Genomic DNA, 14,197 nt, shown 5'->3' with positions numbered 1-14,197 from the left:
GCGGTGTTTAGTGAGGCGGGGGGGCAAGCGCAAGAGGGAAAATCGCGGTTCCGGCCGGGGTTTCGGCCGTGGTTTCGGCTGCGCTCACTCGACGGCTTCGGCGGCGTCTTCCAGCCGCAGCTGCACCTTCGACCGGCCGCCCCAGCTGTTGATTTCCAGCCGCCCGGCCAGATGAAACCGGCGGTGACCGGCGTTTTCCAGCGCAGGGCCGAGCGGGCCGTCGAAGGCGCCGAAGGCCACCGCCTCCAGCCCCGGACCGCCCGCGCTGCGGATCGTCAGCCGCAGGTGCGATTCTCCCATGCGGCGGGCGCTGACCGGCGCGGCGGGAATCGCGAATCGCGGCGCCGGGGCCGCGGCGCCGAAGGGTCCGGCCTGTTCGATCTGTTCGGTCAGCGGAAGGCTGGCGGCCTCGGCCATCAGGAGGCTGTCGATATGCAGCGCGCGCGGCCCTTCGGCAGCGGCCCCCTGTCGTGCGAGGAGATCGGCCAGCCGGGCCATGGCGGGTTCCAGCGACCCCTCGGCCACGGTCAGGCCCGCGGCCATCTTGTGCCCGCCGCCCTTGAGGAGCAGCCCCTCGGCCGCAACCCGCTGCACGGCGGCGCCAAGGTCCACGCCGCTGACCGACCGGCCCGAGCCTTTGCCGATGCCGCCGTCCAGCCCGATGACCACGGCGGGGCGCCCGGTCGCCTCTTTCAGCCGGGCCGCGACGATGCCCACCACGCCCGGGTGCCAGCCTTCGCCCGCGGCCCAGACGAGGGGGCCGTCCAGCCCGCGCGCCTCGGCCTGGGCCATGGCCTCAAGGCGGACCCGTTCGGTGATGTCGCGGCGTTCGGTGTTCAGCTGGTCCAGACGACGGGCCAAAGCTTCGGCCTCGGCCGGGTCGGCGGTGGCCAGAAGCCGCGCGCCCAGATCGGCCTGCCCGATCCGCCCGCCCGCATTCACCCGCGGGCCCAAGAGAAAGCCAAGCGCATGCGAGGTGGGCGCGCTGTCCATCCGCGACACATCGGCCAAAGCGCGCAGGCCCGGACGTTCGCGCCGGGCCATGACCTTCAGCCCCTGCCGCACGAAGGCGCGGTTCACGCCCAGAAGCGGCGCCACATCGGCCACGGTGGCCAGCGCCACAAGGTCCAGAAGGCCCAGAAGATCCGGCCCCGTGGTGCCCTGCGCCCGCAGCTGGCGGTTCGCTTCGACCAAAGTGAGGAACACGACCGAGGCGGCGCAGAGATGGGCCAGCCGCCCGTCCTCATCCTGCCGGTTGGGGTTCACCACGGCATGGGCGGCGGGCAGGGTGTCGGCGGCAAGGTGGTGGTCCAGGATCACCACCTCAGAGGGCGCGGCGGCGGCCACGGGTTCGTGCGAAAGGGTGCCGCAATCGACGCAGAGGATCAGGCTGTGCGCGCGGGCAAGGCCCTGCATGGCCGGCACGTTCGGGCCATAGCCCTCGTCGATCCGGTCGGGGATATAAAGCGTGGCGTCATGGCCAAGTGCGCGCAGCCAGTTCAGCAGCAGCGCGGCAGAGGAACCGCCGTCCACGTCGTAATCGGCAAAGACGGCAATCCGTTCGCGCCGTTGCAGGGCAAGGACCAGCCGGGCCGCGGCCTTTTCCATATCGTGCAGCGAGCGCGGATCAGGCAGCAGGTCGCGCAACTGCGGGGTCAGGAAGCCCGGCGCTTCGTCCGGGGTGACACCCCGGGCGGCCAGCACCCGGCACAGCGGCAGGGGCAGGCGGGTGGTCTGGGCCATCGCCTCGGCCAGACGCTCGGTGGCGGGGGCGGGGCCGATCCAGCGGCGGCCGGTCAGCGAGGATTCGACACCAAGAAAGGCGGGCAGGTCAGTGGACATGGGGCAGGGGTGCCGCAATCCGCCCCGTGGTGCAAGGGGGAAGCCCGAAGCCCGCAAAACGGAGCAGCCGCGCGAAGGGCGCGGCTGCACGGTTGTCTCTCGCCTCTGGCGCAAGCGCCAACCGGCTCGGGCGGGGTCAGGCCGGGGCCGAATGATCCATCACGAGGCGCAGGTGGAACCGCGCCGAAAGCGCGGCAATGTTTTCGGGCGTCTCAGGCTGGGCAGCGGCCACCGCCGCGAAGAGGCCTTCGAACCCGCCGGGGGTGACCAGCGTCATGAACCGGCCGGGGGTGGTGCCGATGTTGCGGAAGGTATGGACAGCGCCGCGCGGCACGACAATGACGCCGCCTTCATCCAGTTCAACCCGGGTGCCGTTGCACCAGAAGGCGAAGCGGCCGGAGAGCACGCGGAAGAACTCTTCCTCGGCCTCATGCACATGGGGCGGCGGGCCTTCGCCCGGGGGAACCTCGACGTCGAAGACGCCAAGGCTCCCGCCGGTCTGGTCCGCGGTAATGCGGATGATGTGGCGGGTGCCGAAGGCATCGGCGATGGTGCCGGTGCCCGCGGGGGAGAAGGCGGCCATGTCGAAAGGTTTCATCTGAATCTCCGTTGAAAGATGTCTTGAAAGGACAGGTTTGAAAGTGCCCCTTCCCTAACGCGGCCGTTGGCGCATGATAAGCTTGGCGAATACCGCAGGATTGTCTGGATGATCTGACGAATGAAAACGGTAGATCCGATGCACGGGGTGACAGCCTTTCTGGCCGTAGCCGAACATCAAAGCTTTACCGCAGGTGCTGCCGCGCTGGGGCTGACGCGGGCCACGGTCAGCGCGCAGGTGGCCGAGCTGGAGGCGCGGCTGGCGGTGCGGCTTTTGCACCGCTCCACCCGGTCTGTCCGACTGACGCAGGCGGGGCAGGCGTTCCGCGACCGGCTGGCCGATCTGCCGGAGCGGCTGGCTTTGGCCGAACACGCCGCCCGGGCCGAGCAGACTGTGCCCGAGGGGCGGCTGCGGGTGACGGCACCGCCCGACCTGTCACAATGGTTTCTGGTGCGTTGGGTGGCCGAGTTTCTGGCGGCGCATCCCGCCATCACCATCGAGCTGGAACTATCGAATACCGCGCGCAAGCTGATCGAGGACCGCTTCGATCTGGCGATCCGCGGCACATTGGCGCTGGAGCCGAACCTGATCACGCGGCAACTGGGCGTGTCGCGGCTGGCGACCTGCGCGCATCCCGCCTATCTGGCCGCGCGGGGGCGGCCGCAGCGGCCGGAGGACCTGTCGGGCCATGACCTTCTGCACTTTTCCCATCTGCGCAAGGGGCGGATCTGGACCATGACCCGCGGCGACGAGGTGGTCGAGGTTCCGATCGCCCCCCGGCTGGAGCTGAACGACGGCTGGGCGCTGCGGCTGGCGGCGCTGGAAGGTGCGGGGATCTGTCAGCTGCCGCTGTTCGTGGTGGGGCAGGATTTGCACGAGGGGCGGCTGGAAGAGATCCTGCCCGACTGGTCACCCGGGAAGGTGCCGCTGCATGCGGTCTATCCCGACAACCGGCTGATCGCACAAAAGGTGCGGGCCTTCGTCGCCTTTCTGGCAGCGAAGGCCCGCGGAGAGGCTGATCTGAATTCCGGCTGATCAGAGCGGGCTGCGGTAGGTCACCCGGCGGACCGATCCGGTCTTCGACCGCATTAGGATGGTTTCGGTGGTGATCCAGCCCGGTTCGCGCTTGATGCCGGTCAGAAGCGAGCCGCTGGTCACGCCGGTTGCCGCAAAGATCACATCGCCGCGGACCAGATCGTCGCGCGTATAGACGCGGTCGAAATTGGTGATGCCGGCCTTTCTGGCGCGGGATTTCTCGTCCTCATTGCGGAACAGCAGCTTGCCGAAGAACTGCCCGCCCATGCATTTCAGCGCCGCCGCGGCCAGAACGCCCTCGGGCGCGCCGCCGGAGCCCATGTACATGTCGATGCCCGTCACCTCGGGTTCGGCGCAATGCATGACGCCGGCCACATCGCCGTCGGTGATCAGCCGGATCGCCGCCCCGGTGGAGCGGATCTCGGCGATCAGCGCCTCATGCCGCGGGCGTTCCAGAACGCAGACGGTGATGTTCTCGGTCGAGACGCCCTTGGCGGCGGCAAGGGCCGACACCCGCTCGGACGGGGTCATGTTCATCGTGACGGTGCCGGTCTTGTAGCCCGGGCCGATGGCCAGCTTTTCCATATAGGTGTCCGGCGCGTGCAGCAGCGTGCCTGCGGGGGCCATGGCGATCACGGTCAGGGCGTTCGGCATGTCTTTGGCGGTCAGCGTGGTGCCTTCCAGCGGGTCCAGCGCGATATCCACTGCCGGGCCGTTGCCGGTGCCGACCTTTTCGCCGATGTACAGCATCGGGGCCTCGTCCCGCTCGCCCTCGCCGATCACGACCGTGCCGTCGATGTCCAGAAGGTTCAGCTGGTCGCGCATGGCGTTGACCGCAGCCTGATCGGCGGCCTTCTCGTCGCCGCGGCCGATAAGGCTGGCCGAAGCGATGGCGGCTGCCTCGGATACGCGGGCAAGGCCAAGAGACAGCAGACGGTCCTGAAATTCGGCTTTATCGGCCATGTCGCACTTCCTGAAATGTTGGGCGTTCGTCCCGGGATTAGCGGGGCCGGACCCGTGCTGCAAGAAGTGTTGCGCTAACGGCGGGCTGTCAGGGGCTGGCTGCGGCGGAAAGGCCCGCCAGAGAGGCGGTGACCGCTTTGTCAGGGTGCCGCCGCATGGCAGACAAGGCACAGCTTGTTGCCGTCGGGGTCGCGCAGATAGGCGCCATAATAGTCGGGATGATAGCCGGGGCGCAGGCCCGGCGCGCCTTCGTCCCGGCCGCCAAGCGTCAGGGCCAGCGCATGCAGCCGGTCCACCGTGGCGCGGTCGGGGGCCATGAAGGCCACCATCGCGCCATTGCCGGGCGCGGGGGCTGCACCGTCAAAGGGGGTCGTGATGATGAACAACGGGCGCCCGCCCGCCGCGGGCTGCCAGATCGCCCAAGGCTTTGCGGGGTCGATGATCCGCTCCCGCTGGTCCAGACCCGCCATCAGCGGCCGCCAGAACGCCAGCGCCCGGTCGAAATCCGAAATCCCGACCGTGACATGGCTGAACATTCAGACCTCTTCGATACGGATGGCGACCGGACGGTCCACCAGAACCCCGGTCTGGCTGAACTGCGACAGCGCATGTTCGATGTCCGCCGGGCTGGCCTTGTGGGTGACGATCAGGACGATGGCGTCGTCATCCTCCTGATCTTCGCGGTTGATCTGGCGCATCTGGTCGATCGAGATGCCCGCCTCGCCCAGACAGGTGGCGATCTTGGCCAGTGCGCCGGGTTTGTCCAGCAACGCCATGCGCAGGTAATAGGGCGCGGGGGTTGCCGCGCGGGCGGGCACTGCCGGGGTCAGCTGCGTCGCGGGAATGCCGAAGACCGGGCGCACGAAGCCGCGGGCGATGTCGATCACATCGCCCATCACCGCGCTGGCGGTGGGGCCCATGCCCGCACCGGGGCCGCGCAGCACGATCTGCCCGACCGAGTCGCCCTCCAGCACCACCATGTTGGTGCCGCCCTGCAGCTGGCCCAGCGGGCTTTCGGCGGGGACAAGGCAGGGGGTCATCCGCTGTTCCAGCCCGCGGCCGGTCATCTGCGCCACACCCAGAAGCTTGATGTGATAACCCATGTCGTCGGCGAGGTTGATGTCGTCGATGGAGACATTGCCGATCCCCTCCAGCTCGACCGCGTCAAAGGCCACGCGGGTGCCGAAGGCGATGGAGGAGAGGAGCGACAGCTTGTGGCCCGCGTCGATGCCCCCCACGTCAAGGTTGGGGTCGGCCTCCAGATAGCCCAGCTGCCGGGCCTCTTCGAACACGGTTTGATAGGGCAGACCGGCGGCCTGCATGCGGGTCAGGATGTAATTGCAGGTGCCGTTCATTACACCCATGACGCGTTTGATGCGGTTGCCGGCCAGCCCCTCGGTCAGCGCCTTGATCACGGGGATGCCGCCGGCCACCGCGGCTTCGAACCGCAGGGCCACGCCCCTGGCCTCGGCCGCTTCGGCCAAAGCCTGCCCGTGATGGGCGAGCAGCGCCTTGTTCGCGGTCACCACATGCTTGCCCGCGGCCAGCGCCGCCTCGGTCGCGGCTTTCGCGGGGCCTTCATGGCCGCCCATCACCTCGACGAAGACATCCACATCATCGCGGGTGGCCAGCGCGACCGGGTCCGTCTCCCAGGCGAAAGCCGACAGGTCGGCATCGCGGTTCTTCGCGCGGTCACGGGCGGAAACGGCGGTGATTACCACCGGGCGCCCCGACCGGGCGGCGACCAGCGCGGCCTCGCGCTCCAGAATCTTCACCACGCCGATCCCCACGGTCCCAAGACCCGCAAGACCAAGGCGAAGGGGTTGGGACGACATGGGGAAACCTCTCGGGTCGGGGATCTTTGCCGAGGGTGTTAGCCGTTCGGCCCGCGAGGTGCAACGTGGCGCAAAGCGCGGGGGCGCGGGTTCAGGGCGCGGCGCGCAGGGCGGCGGCGCGGGCGCGCAACCGGGCCGCGCGGGCATCCAGTGCGGCGGCAGGGTCGGTGCTGGCGCCCGGCACCTGTGCCAGCACCTGATCCAGCGGCCGAAGCGCGGGCGGCGGCATGGCCGGGCCGGGCGGCGCCACCGCGTCCAGATCGGGCAGCGGCGCACAGGCCGCAACGGCCAGCAGCAGGGCAAGGGGGCAAAGGCGGTGCATCATCGCCGCGACCCTAGCGTGAACCGGGCCGCGGCGGAAGGGCCGCTTACATCGTGGCGGGGCAGGGCTGTTCGATCAGGCAGATCCTGCGGTAGAACCGCGGCCGGGTCACCACGAAATTGGTGAAGGTCTGCGGCGCGATCCCCACATCGAACAGGGGTTTGTAGTCGGTCTCCGTCTCGACGATGACCACGCTGTCATGATCGGCCATGATCGGGATCTTGCCGCGCAGCGGCACCATCTGCGCCGTGGTCAGCGAGGGCATCTCGTTCCCCGGAGAGCGCGAGAACAGCACGTAATGCCGGTTGTCGTCGCGGTCCCATTCGACGGAGGTGATGCGCACCTTCACATTGGGCGAGTTGGTGATCATCATTTCCATGACATCGTCCATGCCGTTCACGAAGGACAGGGGCACGTCATTCTGGCGCGAGATCAGGTCCGCCACTGCATAGCTGGCCTTCTGCGACTCGTTGATGGTGCGGAAGGCATCCCAATAGATGAACAGCGCCAGAAACGCCCAGATCAGGAGCGGCAGCAGAAGCAGGAATTCGGCCATGATGATGCCGTCTTCCTCGTCCCGGAACCGGCGCAAACGGTGAAGGATCGGATGCATATGGTGTCCTCAGCGCGGCTCGTTCACGACAACGGTGGCGGCGGCCAGCTGATACCCGCCCGTGCGGGAATCGGCGCGCAGTTCAAGGCCGATGCCGGTGGTCGGGAAAATCGGGTTCTGCAGGGTGCAGATGCGGACAAACATCGGCTGGTTCGCGCCGCCGTTCAGAACGGTGCCGGTCGTCTGCGCATTCAGGGTGCCGTTGCCGTCGCCGCAATAGAAGGCCGAAGTGTTGACCGACCAGGTGGTGGTGTTGATGGGTGAGACCCAGACCTTCAGATCCCGCTCGCAGTTGCGAAGGATGGGCGTTGCATTGCAGACCAGCGTGCGCAGCTGGCTGTGGGTGATCTGCGGGTAGCGCCCAAGCCGGTAGTCGCGCATCACGAGGTCCAGCCCGCGCTCCATCATGACGTGGCGGATCATGTAATAGCCCGCCTCGACCGAGGCCATGAAGATCATCAGCGTGGCGGGCAAAGCGATGGCAAATTCGATCGAGGCATTGCCGTCTTCGCGCCGCCACAGGCGGCGAAGGCCGCGCAGGAGGGCGGAACCCGTGCTCATTGCGTCAACCTCAGCTGGCTCAGGTTCGAGGCGATGGCGTTGAACGCCTTGGAGATGTTCAGGCCGGCCACGTCATAATAGTAGTTCGACAGGGGCGTGCTGACGCAGTCCTGAATGGCCGCCTTGCCGCCGTCCGGCGCCTCGAATGCGATGCCGTAGACCAGGATGTTCTTGGCCTTTGCCGCTTCGCAGATCGTGTCCAGCCGGCTGTCCATCTCATCGGTGCCGGTCAGGCTGCGGAAGGCCGCCATCGCATTGTTGAAATAGCTCGTCCGGGTCGAGGATGAGGTGCCCAGCGGGCGGGCAAAGAACTGCCATGCCACATATTGGACGCGGACCGTCTGCCAGAGATTCTGCCAGGTGGTGATCGAGGTGTTGGTGTAAACCGTGGTCGCCGGAACATAGCAGGCAGAGGTTCCCGGCGTGGTGCCGTTCCAGGGCCGCGAATGCCATGCTCCCAGATGGGGCACGTAATAGGGTCGGCTGTTGCAGATCGTGGTCGAGGTCGTCGAGGTGACCTTGCTGCTGAAGAATATCGAGTAGTTGTTGTCGGTCGCCCGCCAGATCTGGTAGCCGCCGCTTCCGGGCGAGGGCACCGATCCGGTGGCCGATCCGGTGCGGTAGCCGGTGTTGAACCGCTCCTGCTCGAAATTCTCGCCGTCCGTCATCAGCACGATGACCTTCATCGTCTGCTGGTCGACGGGTGTGGACGGGGTCGAATAATTTGCCGGACGGTTAGCAAAGTAAGAGGGCACCAGCCCGGCGGTCGCCATGGATTGGGTGACAGGACGGGTGGACGGATCCAGAAGCGCCGTGCCCCATTTCATGCCAAGGTCGATCGAGGTCGCGCCGATGGCCACCAGCCCGTCGATCTGCGCCTTCAGCGTGGTGCGGTTGTTGTTGTGCAGCCGCACGATATTGGCAGCCACCGGCTGGCACCAGACGTTCGAGTAAAGCGCCCGGTTGCTGTCATAGGTCAGCGTGGCATAGCTGGTGTTGTTCCATGCCACATAAGAGGTGGTCTGGTTCGTCGACGACCAGCTGTCGGCAAAGGGCGTCTGCGGAAAGGCCGTGGTGCGCGACAGTTCGGTGGAATCGTAGGTCGAGGTCGGCAGGTCCAGGCAGAACGAATTCGCGTAGCTGTGGGTATCGTTTGCGCTGAACCGGCTGAACAGCGCGGACCCCAGGTTCACCTGACCGTTATAGGGCACGATCGCGATCGAAATCTTGTTCTCGGTATCCTTCATCAACACGGTGTCGACGAATTCCTTGGCCGCGGTCTTCAGGTTCGCGATCCGCGTCGCGCTGTTGTACATCGACCCCGAGATATCGAGGACGAGCGCGATCTCCACATTGTTGACGCGCTGTTCGGCTTGGCTTGCATTCACCGATTGCAGATAGGGAATGTCCATCAGGTGCATGAAGTAGTTCTTCGAGCTGACCGTCGCATCGGCCGAGACGATCCGGTAGTTGATGCCTTCGGTCACGGTCACGGAATCGAGCTCCTGCCCGAGCGCGGCCTTCCTGAAATAGTCGCGCACCACATCCTCGGGCCGCAGCGATTTTTCCAGCAGGTTCGCGGCGGCCAGCGTGGCGCGGTCCATTGTGTTCTGCACCGCAACCCGGCGCGTCTCGTAGCGCATGACATCGACGGCAAGGCCGCCGATCATCAGCATCAGGACGAAGAAGATCAGGATATGCGGGGCCATGACCCCGTCTTCCGCCCGGGCAAAGCGCCGCAGCGCGCCGGTTCTCTTTCCTGTCGGCGCCATGCGCCCCTTCGTCTTGCCAATCCCGGTCATGTCGCACCCGTTGCAGAACCGGCCCCGGACCTGCCGGGGCGTCACCAAGGCCCGAATAGGCGCGTTGCGTCGGGCGGAAATAAGGCAGGCTGCGGGCAGGGTGCCGTCTTTCCGGTGGCCGGGAAACAGGCGCTGCGTCACAGCACTGATTGTGCCGTGCAAGGCAACGATGGGCCACAATTCCGGGTTGATCCCGGGCCGCAGAAACCGAATCAGTTTTATGGATCGGCGGCTATTCTGACGTGCGCTGCATAGTTATTCCGGCGCACACTGCATGGTTATTCAGCAGATCGCCCGGTTCCGCGCCGATCTGCAAAGGGCTAGACTTCCCGTGACACCGCCGATCCGCGGCGGGTTACAGGGAGGATGCGCATGACCAACCCGCAGCTTCAGGAACCGAGTTTCCGGGAGTCCGTCGATCTGATGTTCAACCGCGCGGTGCGGCTGATGGATCTCAGTCCCGGGCTTGAGAACAAGATCCGCGTCTGCAATTCCACCTATACCGTGCGTTTCGGCGTGCGGCTGCGCGGCAAGATCGAGACGTTCACCGGCTATCGTTCCGTCCATTCCGAGCATATGGAGCCGGTCAAAGGCGGTATCCGCTATGCGCTGACGGTGCATCAGGACGAGGTGGAGGCCCTTGCCGCGCTGATGACCTACAAATGCGCTTTGGTCGAGGCGCCGTTCGGCGGCTCGAAAGGCGGGCTCTGCATCGACCCCCGGCAGTGGGACGACCATGAGCTGGAACAGATCACCCGCCGCTTCGCCTATGAGCTGATCAAGCGCGACCTGATCCACCCGGCGCAGAACGTGCCCGCCCCCGACATGGGCACGGGCGAGCGTGAGATGGCCTGGATCGCCGATCAATACGCCCGGATGAACACCACCGACATCAACGCCAAGGCCTGCGTCACCGGCAAGCCGCCACATGCGGGCGGCATTCAGGGCCGGGTCGAGGCGACGGGCCGCGGCGTGCAATATGCCCTGCGCGAATTCTTCCGCCACCCCGGGGATGTTGCGGCGGCCCATCTGTCCGGCATTCTGGCGGGCAAGCGCGTTGTGGTGCAGGGCCTTGGCAATGTGGGCTATCACGCCGCCAAGTTCCTGTCCGAAGAGGACGGTTGCAAGATCACCGGCATCATCGAACGCGACGGCGCTTTGGTCGATGAGGACGGGCTGAACGTCGAGGAGGTGAAAGCCTGGACACAGGCCCATGGCGGGGTGAAAGGCTTCCCCGGCGCCACATGGGTCGAGGACGGTGCCTCGGTGCTGGAGGCCGACTGCGACATCCTGATCCCGGCCGCAATGGAAGGCGTGATCCACCGCGGCAATGCCGACCGCATTTCCGCACCGCTGATCATCGAGGCGGCGAACGGCCCGATCACCTTTGGCGCCGATGAGATCCTGCGCAAGAAGGGCACGGTCATCATCCCCGACATGTATGCCAATGCCGGCGGCGTCACGGTCAGCTATTTCGAATGGGTCAAGAACCTATCCCACATCCGCTTTGGCCGGATGCAGCGCCGGGCCGAGGAGGCGCGCTCGCGCCTGCTGGTCGAGGAGCTGGAACGGCTGTCGGCGGACAAGGGGCTGGGCTGGACGCTGGCCGCCGATTTCAAGGACAAGTTCCTGCGCGGCGATGATGAGCTTGCGCTGGTCCGCTCCGGCCTCGATGACACGATGCGCACGGCCTATCAGTCGATGCGCGAGGTCTGGCACGGCCGTGACGATGTCGAGGATCTGCGGACGGCGGCTTATATCGTCGCCATCAGTCGCGTGGCGCAGACCTATCGGTCCAAGGGTCTGTGACCTGCGCGGGGGCGGCGGCCGGAACCGGCGGGCCGGGGGCGGGGTTGTTCCGGAGTAAGACCCCGTAACCCGTTTCCCCGTCCAAAGGACCCAGATCATGGCCCAGAAATCCGCTGCTGCCCCCGCTGCCCCGTCTTCCATGAAATCCTCTTTGAAGGCCCGCCTGAAGACGCCCACCGATCTGGGCGACAATGCGGTCAAGGATATCTGCGCTGCGCTGAACGGCCTTCTGGCCGACAGTTTCGCGCTGTATCTGAAGACCAAGAACTTTCACTGGCATATCTCCGGCCCGCATTTCCGCGATTATCACCGGATGCTGGACGACCATGCCGCCGAAATCCTTGGCGCCACCGATGACATTGCCGAGCGTGCCCGCAAGATCGGTGGCCAGTCGCTGAAATCGGTGAACCAGATCGCCAAGATGACCCGGGTGAAGCCGAACGAGGCCGATTTCGTCGAGCCCGCCGACATGCTGGCCGAGCTGATGGAGGACAACCGGGCCTATGTGGTGGCGCTGCGCGAGGCGCATGACCTGTGTGATGAACATGGCGACATCGGCAGCGCCAGCCTGATCGAAGACTGGATCGACGCCACCGAAACCCGTGTCTGGTTCCTGTTCGAAACCCTGCGTCCGGCGATGAGCGGTGGCCACTGACGCCATACACTCCCGCTGTCTCTTGTGACGACCATGCCTCACTTGCGCCGCCGCAGGCTTGCCCCGCGGCGGCGTTTGTACTACGGATGTTCTCTTTTTATTCCGGAGCACAGCATGACCGTCTTCCATTGTCACATTGCCGTTTCCCTTGATGGCCGGATCGCCCGCCCCGATGGCGGGGTCGAGGATTGGCTGGTGGCCGATTATCCGCCCGAAGGTCTGGGGTTCGAAGAGTTCTATGCCGGGGTCGGCGCCATCGTGATGGGCCGCGGCACCTATGACGCGATTGCCGGGCATGACTGGCCCTATGCCGACAAAACGGTCACCGTCCTGACCTCGCGCCCGCTGCCGGCGCCCCTTCCGCCCGGCGTGCGGCAGCGGTCGGGCGATCTGGCCGCCGTGGTGGCAGAGCTGGAGGCCGAGGGCCATGCCACCGTCTGGGTCGAGGGCGGCGGGCAGGTGATCCGCGACATGCTGGCGCTCGGGCGGCTGGATGTGCTGGAAATGGCGGTGATCCCGGTCGTTCTGGGTGCGGGTATCCCGCTGTTTCCGACCGGCACGGCGGAAACGGCATGGGATCTGGATTTTGCCCGCCCGTGGCGCAAGGGCGCGGTCCATGTGAAGTACCGCCGCCGCCCGGCCGGCTGATCCCCGCTTGCCGCCGGCCGCGCGCCATCCGCGACGCGGAATGTCGCCACTGGCAAAGGTTTCGCCGCCCACCCCTTGAATAGTGCGCGCGACCCCGGTTTGATGGCCGGGTCACAAGGGGCGATGCGATGCGTTATTCCGGCTGGAAAGTCTTTGCCGAAGGGCTGCGCGGCAACCGCGGCTGGAAACCGGCGTGGCGGGATCCTGCGCCGAAGGCCGAATACGATGCGGTGATCATCGGCGGCGGCGGGCATGGCCTGTCCACCGCCTATTATCTGGCGAAGAACCACGGGCTGACCAATATCGCCGTGCTGGAAAAGGGCTATCTGGGCGGCGGCAATGTCGGACGAAACACCACCATCGTGCGCGCGAACTACTTCCTGCCGGGCAACAGCGAATTCTACAGCCACAGCCTGAAGCTCTGGGAAGGGCTGGAGGCCGATCTGAACTACAACGTGATGCATTCGCAGCGCGGGCTGATCAACCTCTTCCACTCGGACGGCCAGCGCGACGCCTTTGCCCGCCGCGGCAATGCGATGATCAATCAGGGCGATGATGCGGTGCTGCTGGACCGCGACGGCGTGCGCGATCTGCTGCCCTGGCTCGACTTCGAACAGACCCGCTTTCCCATCTATGGCGGTCTGCTGCACCCCCGCGGTGGCAGCGCCCGGCATGATGCGGTGGCCTGGGGCTATGCCCGCGGCGCCGACCGGCGCGGCGTGGACCTGATCCAGAACTGCGAAGTCACCGGCATCGACATCGAGGGCGGAAAGGTCACCGGCGTGCAGACCACCCGCGGCCCGATCCGGGCAAAGAAGGTGGGAATGGTGGCCGCCGGACGCTCCGGTCAGGTGGCGGCCATGGCAGGGATGCGCATTCCGGTGGAAAGCCATATCCTGCAGGCCTTCGTGACCGAGGGGCTGAAGCCCTGCATCGACCATGTCATCAGCTTTGGCATGGGGCACTTCTACATCAGCCAGTCCGACAAGGGCGGCCTCGTCTTTGGCGGCGACCTTGATTTCTATGCCTCTTATGCGCAGCGCGGCAATCTGCCCATGGTGGAACACGTCATGGAGGCGGGCATGACGCTGATGCCGATGATCGGCCGCGCCCGCGTGCTGCGCAGCTGGGGCGGCATCATGGACATGACGCCCGATGGCAGCCCCATCATCGACAAGACCCATATCGACGGGCTCTACCTCGATTGCGGCTGGAACTATGGCGGCTTCAAGGCCGTGCCGGCCTCGGGCTGGTGCATGGCGCATCTGATGGCCACCGACAGCCCGCATGATTATGCCAAACGCTTCCGCCTTGACCGCTTCCGCACCGGCCATCTCCTCGACGAGGAAGGCACGGGCAGCCAGCACAACCTGCACTGACATGGCCCGCAACGCCCGACCCCTGCGCCCCGCCGCGCCGACAGATGCCTCCGGCGGGGATATTTATGCCAGTATGAAAGCCCTTTCAGACTGGTCCAAATATCCCGGGGTGAGGGCGAAGCCCGAGGGGCAGCG

14 protein-coding genes are annotated in these 14,197 nt (G+C 66.3%); 5 read left to right on the top strand and 9 right to left on the bottom strand.

Translation table 11 applies throughout. The features are described 5' to 3' along the window. Nucleotides 1-84 precede the first annotated feature (84 nt). Together recJ and ACO2Q5_RS02370 are read right to left on the bottom strand one after the other, a co-directional pair. Nucleotides 85-1,842, bottom strand: coding sequence for a single-stranded-DNA-specific exonuclease RecJ (gene recJ / locus ACO2Q5_RS02375; protein WP_423287974.1), 1,758 nt, complete (start codon nucleotides 1,840-1,842; stop codon nucleotides 85-87). Nucleotides 1,843-1,978: 136 nt separating this feature from the next. After that, the gene (locus ACO2Q5_RS02370) at nucleotides 1,979-2,440 is read right to left on the bottom strand and encodes a cupin domain-containing protein (RefSeq protein ID WP_423287973.1); all 462 of its coding nucleotides are present in this window, start codon (nucleotides 2,438-2,440) and stop codon (nucleotides 1,979-1,981) included. A 120-nt stretch (nucleotides 2,441-2,560) separates the two neighbouring features. Here ACO2Q5_RS02370 and ACO2Q5_RS02365 point away from each other — a divergent pair, with 120 nt between their 5' ends. Next, complete coding sequence (locus ACO2Q5_RS02365) at nucleotides 2,561-3,475, top strand: LysR family transcriptional regulator (RefSeq protein ID WP_423287972.1); 915 nt, start codon at nucleotides 2,561-2,563, stop codon at nucleotides 3,473-3,475. On the opposite strand, the gene glpX is transcribed toward ACO2Q5_RS02365, so the two are convergent. From glpX to ACO2Q5_RS02330, 7 genes are all read right to left on the bottom strand, one after another. Beyond that, the gene (gene glpX, locus ACO2Q5_RS02360; protein WP_423287971.1) at nucleotides 3,476-4,438 is read right to left on the bottom strand and encodes a class II fructose-bisphosphatase; all 963 of its coding nucleotides are present in this window, start codon (nucleotides 4,436-4,438) and stop codon (nucleotides 3,476-3,478) included. 140 nt (nucleotides 4,439-4,578) lie between these two features. After that, on the bottom strand, nucleotides 4,579-4,974 hold the full coding sequence (locus tag ACO2Q5_RS02355) for a VOC family protein (RefSeq protein WP_423287970.1): 396 nt from the start codon (nucleotides 4,972-4,974) through the stop codon (nucleotides 4,579-4,581). Continuing rightward, nucleotides 4,975-6,273, bottom strand: a complete 1,299-nt coding sequence (locus tag ACO2Q5_RS02350; RefSeq protein ID WP_423287969.1) for a homoserine dehydrogenase — start codon at nucleotides 6,271-6,273, stop codon at nucleotides 4,975-4,977. Between the two features lie 91 nt (nucleotides 6,274-6,364). After that, the gene (locus tag ACO2Q5_RS02345) at nucleotides 6,365-6,598 is read right to left on the bottom strand and encodes a hypothetical protein (protein ID WP_423287968.1); all 234 of its coding nucleotides are present in this window, start codon (nucleotides 6,596-6,598) and stop codon (nucleotides 6,365-6,367) included. Nucleotides 6,599-6,641: 43 nt separating this feature from the next. Next, nucleotides 6,642-7,208 (bottom strand): TadE/TadG family type IV pilus assembly protein, encoded by a 567-nt coding sequence (locus ACO2Q5_RS02340; RefSeq protein ID WP_423287967.1) that lies wholly within the window; start codon nucleotides 7,206-7,208, stop codon nucleotides 6,642-6,644. A 9-nt stretch (nucleotides 7,209-7,217) separates the two neighbouring features. Continuing rightward, nucleotides 7,218-7,769, bottom strand: a complete 552-nt coding sequence (locus tag ACO2Q5_RS02335) for a TadE/TadG family type IV pilus assembly protein (RefSeq protein ID WP_423287966.1) — start codon at nucleotides 7,767-7,769, stop codon at nucleotides 7,218-7,220. Beyond that, on the bottom strand, nucleotides 7,766-9,541 hold the full coding sequence (locus ACO2Q5_RS02330) for a pilus assembly protein TadG-related protein (RefSeq protein ID WP_423287965.1): 1,776 nt from the start codon (nucleotides 9,539-9,541) through the stop codon (nucleotides 7,766-7,768). The genes ACO2Q5_RS02335 and ACO2Q5_RS02330 overlap by 4 nt, the downstream gene beginning before the upstream one ends. A 402-nt stretch (nucleotides 9,542-9,943) precedes the next feature. Here ACO2Q5_RS02330 and ACO2Q5_RS02325 point away from each other — a divergent pair, with 402 nt between their 5' ends. From ACO2Q5_RS02325 to ACO2Q5_RS02310, 4 genes are all read left to right on the top strand, one after another. Further along, entirely contained in the window at nucleotides 9,944-11,380 is a 1,437-nt protein-coding gene (locus tag ACO2Q5_RS02325) for a Glu/Leu/Phe/Val family dehydrogenase (protein WP_423287964.1), read from the top strand. Between the two features lie 97 nt (nucleotides 11,381-11,477). Further along, on the top strand, nucleotides 11,478-12,035 hold the full coding sequence (locus ACO2Q5_RS02320; protein WP_423287963.1) for a Dps family protein: 558 nt from the start codon (nucleotides 11,478-11,480) through the stop codon (nucleotides 12,033-12,035). A 114-nt stretch (nucleotides 12,036-12,149) separates the two neighbouring features. Then, nucleotides 12,150-12,683, top strand: coding sequence for a dihydrofolate reductase family protein (locus ACO2Q5_RS02315; RefSeq protein WP_423287962.1), 534 nt, complete (start codon nucleotides 12,150-12,152; stop codon nucleotides 12,681-12,683). Between the two features lie 128 nt (nucleotides 12,684-12,811). Then, entirely contained in the window at nucleotides 12,812-14,062 is a 1,251-nt protein-coding gene (locus ACO2Q5_RS02310; RefSeq protein WP_423287961.1) for a sarcosine oxidase subunit beta family protein, read from the top strand. Nucleotides 14,063-14,197 lie beyond the last annotated feature (135 nt).

Source organism: Neotabrizicola sp. VNH66, from assembly GCF_049445895.1.
Classification (GTDB): Bacteria; Pseudomonadota; Alphaproteobacteria; order Rhodobacterales; family Rhodobacteraceae; genus Pseudogemmobacter.
The sequence above is the reverse complement of the archived record's forward strand: the minus strand, read 5'-3'. Positions and strand labels throughout refer to the sequence as shown.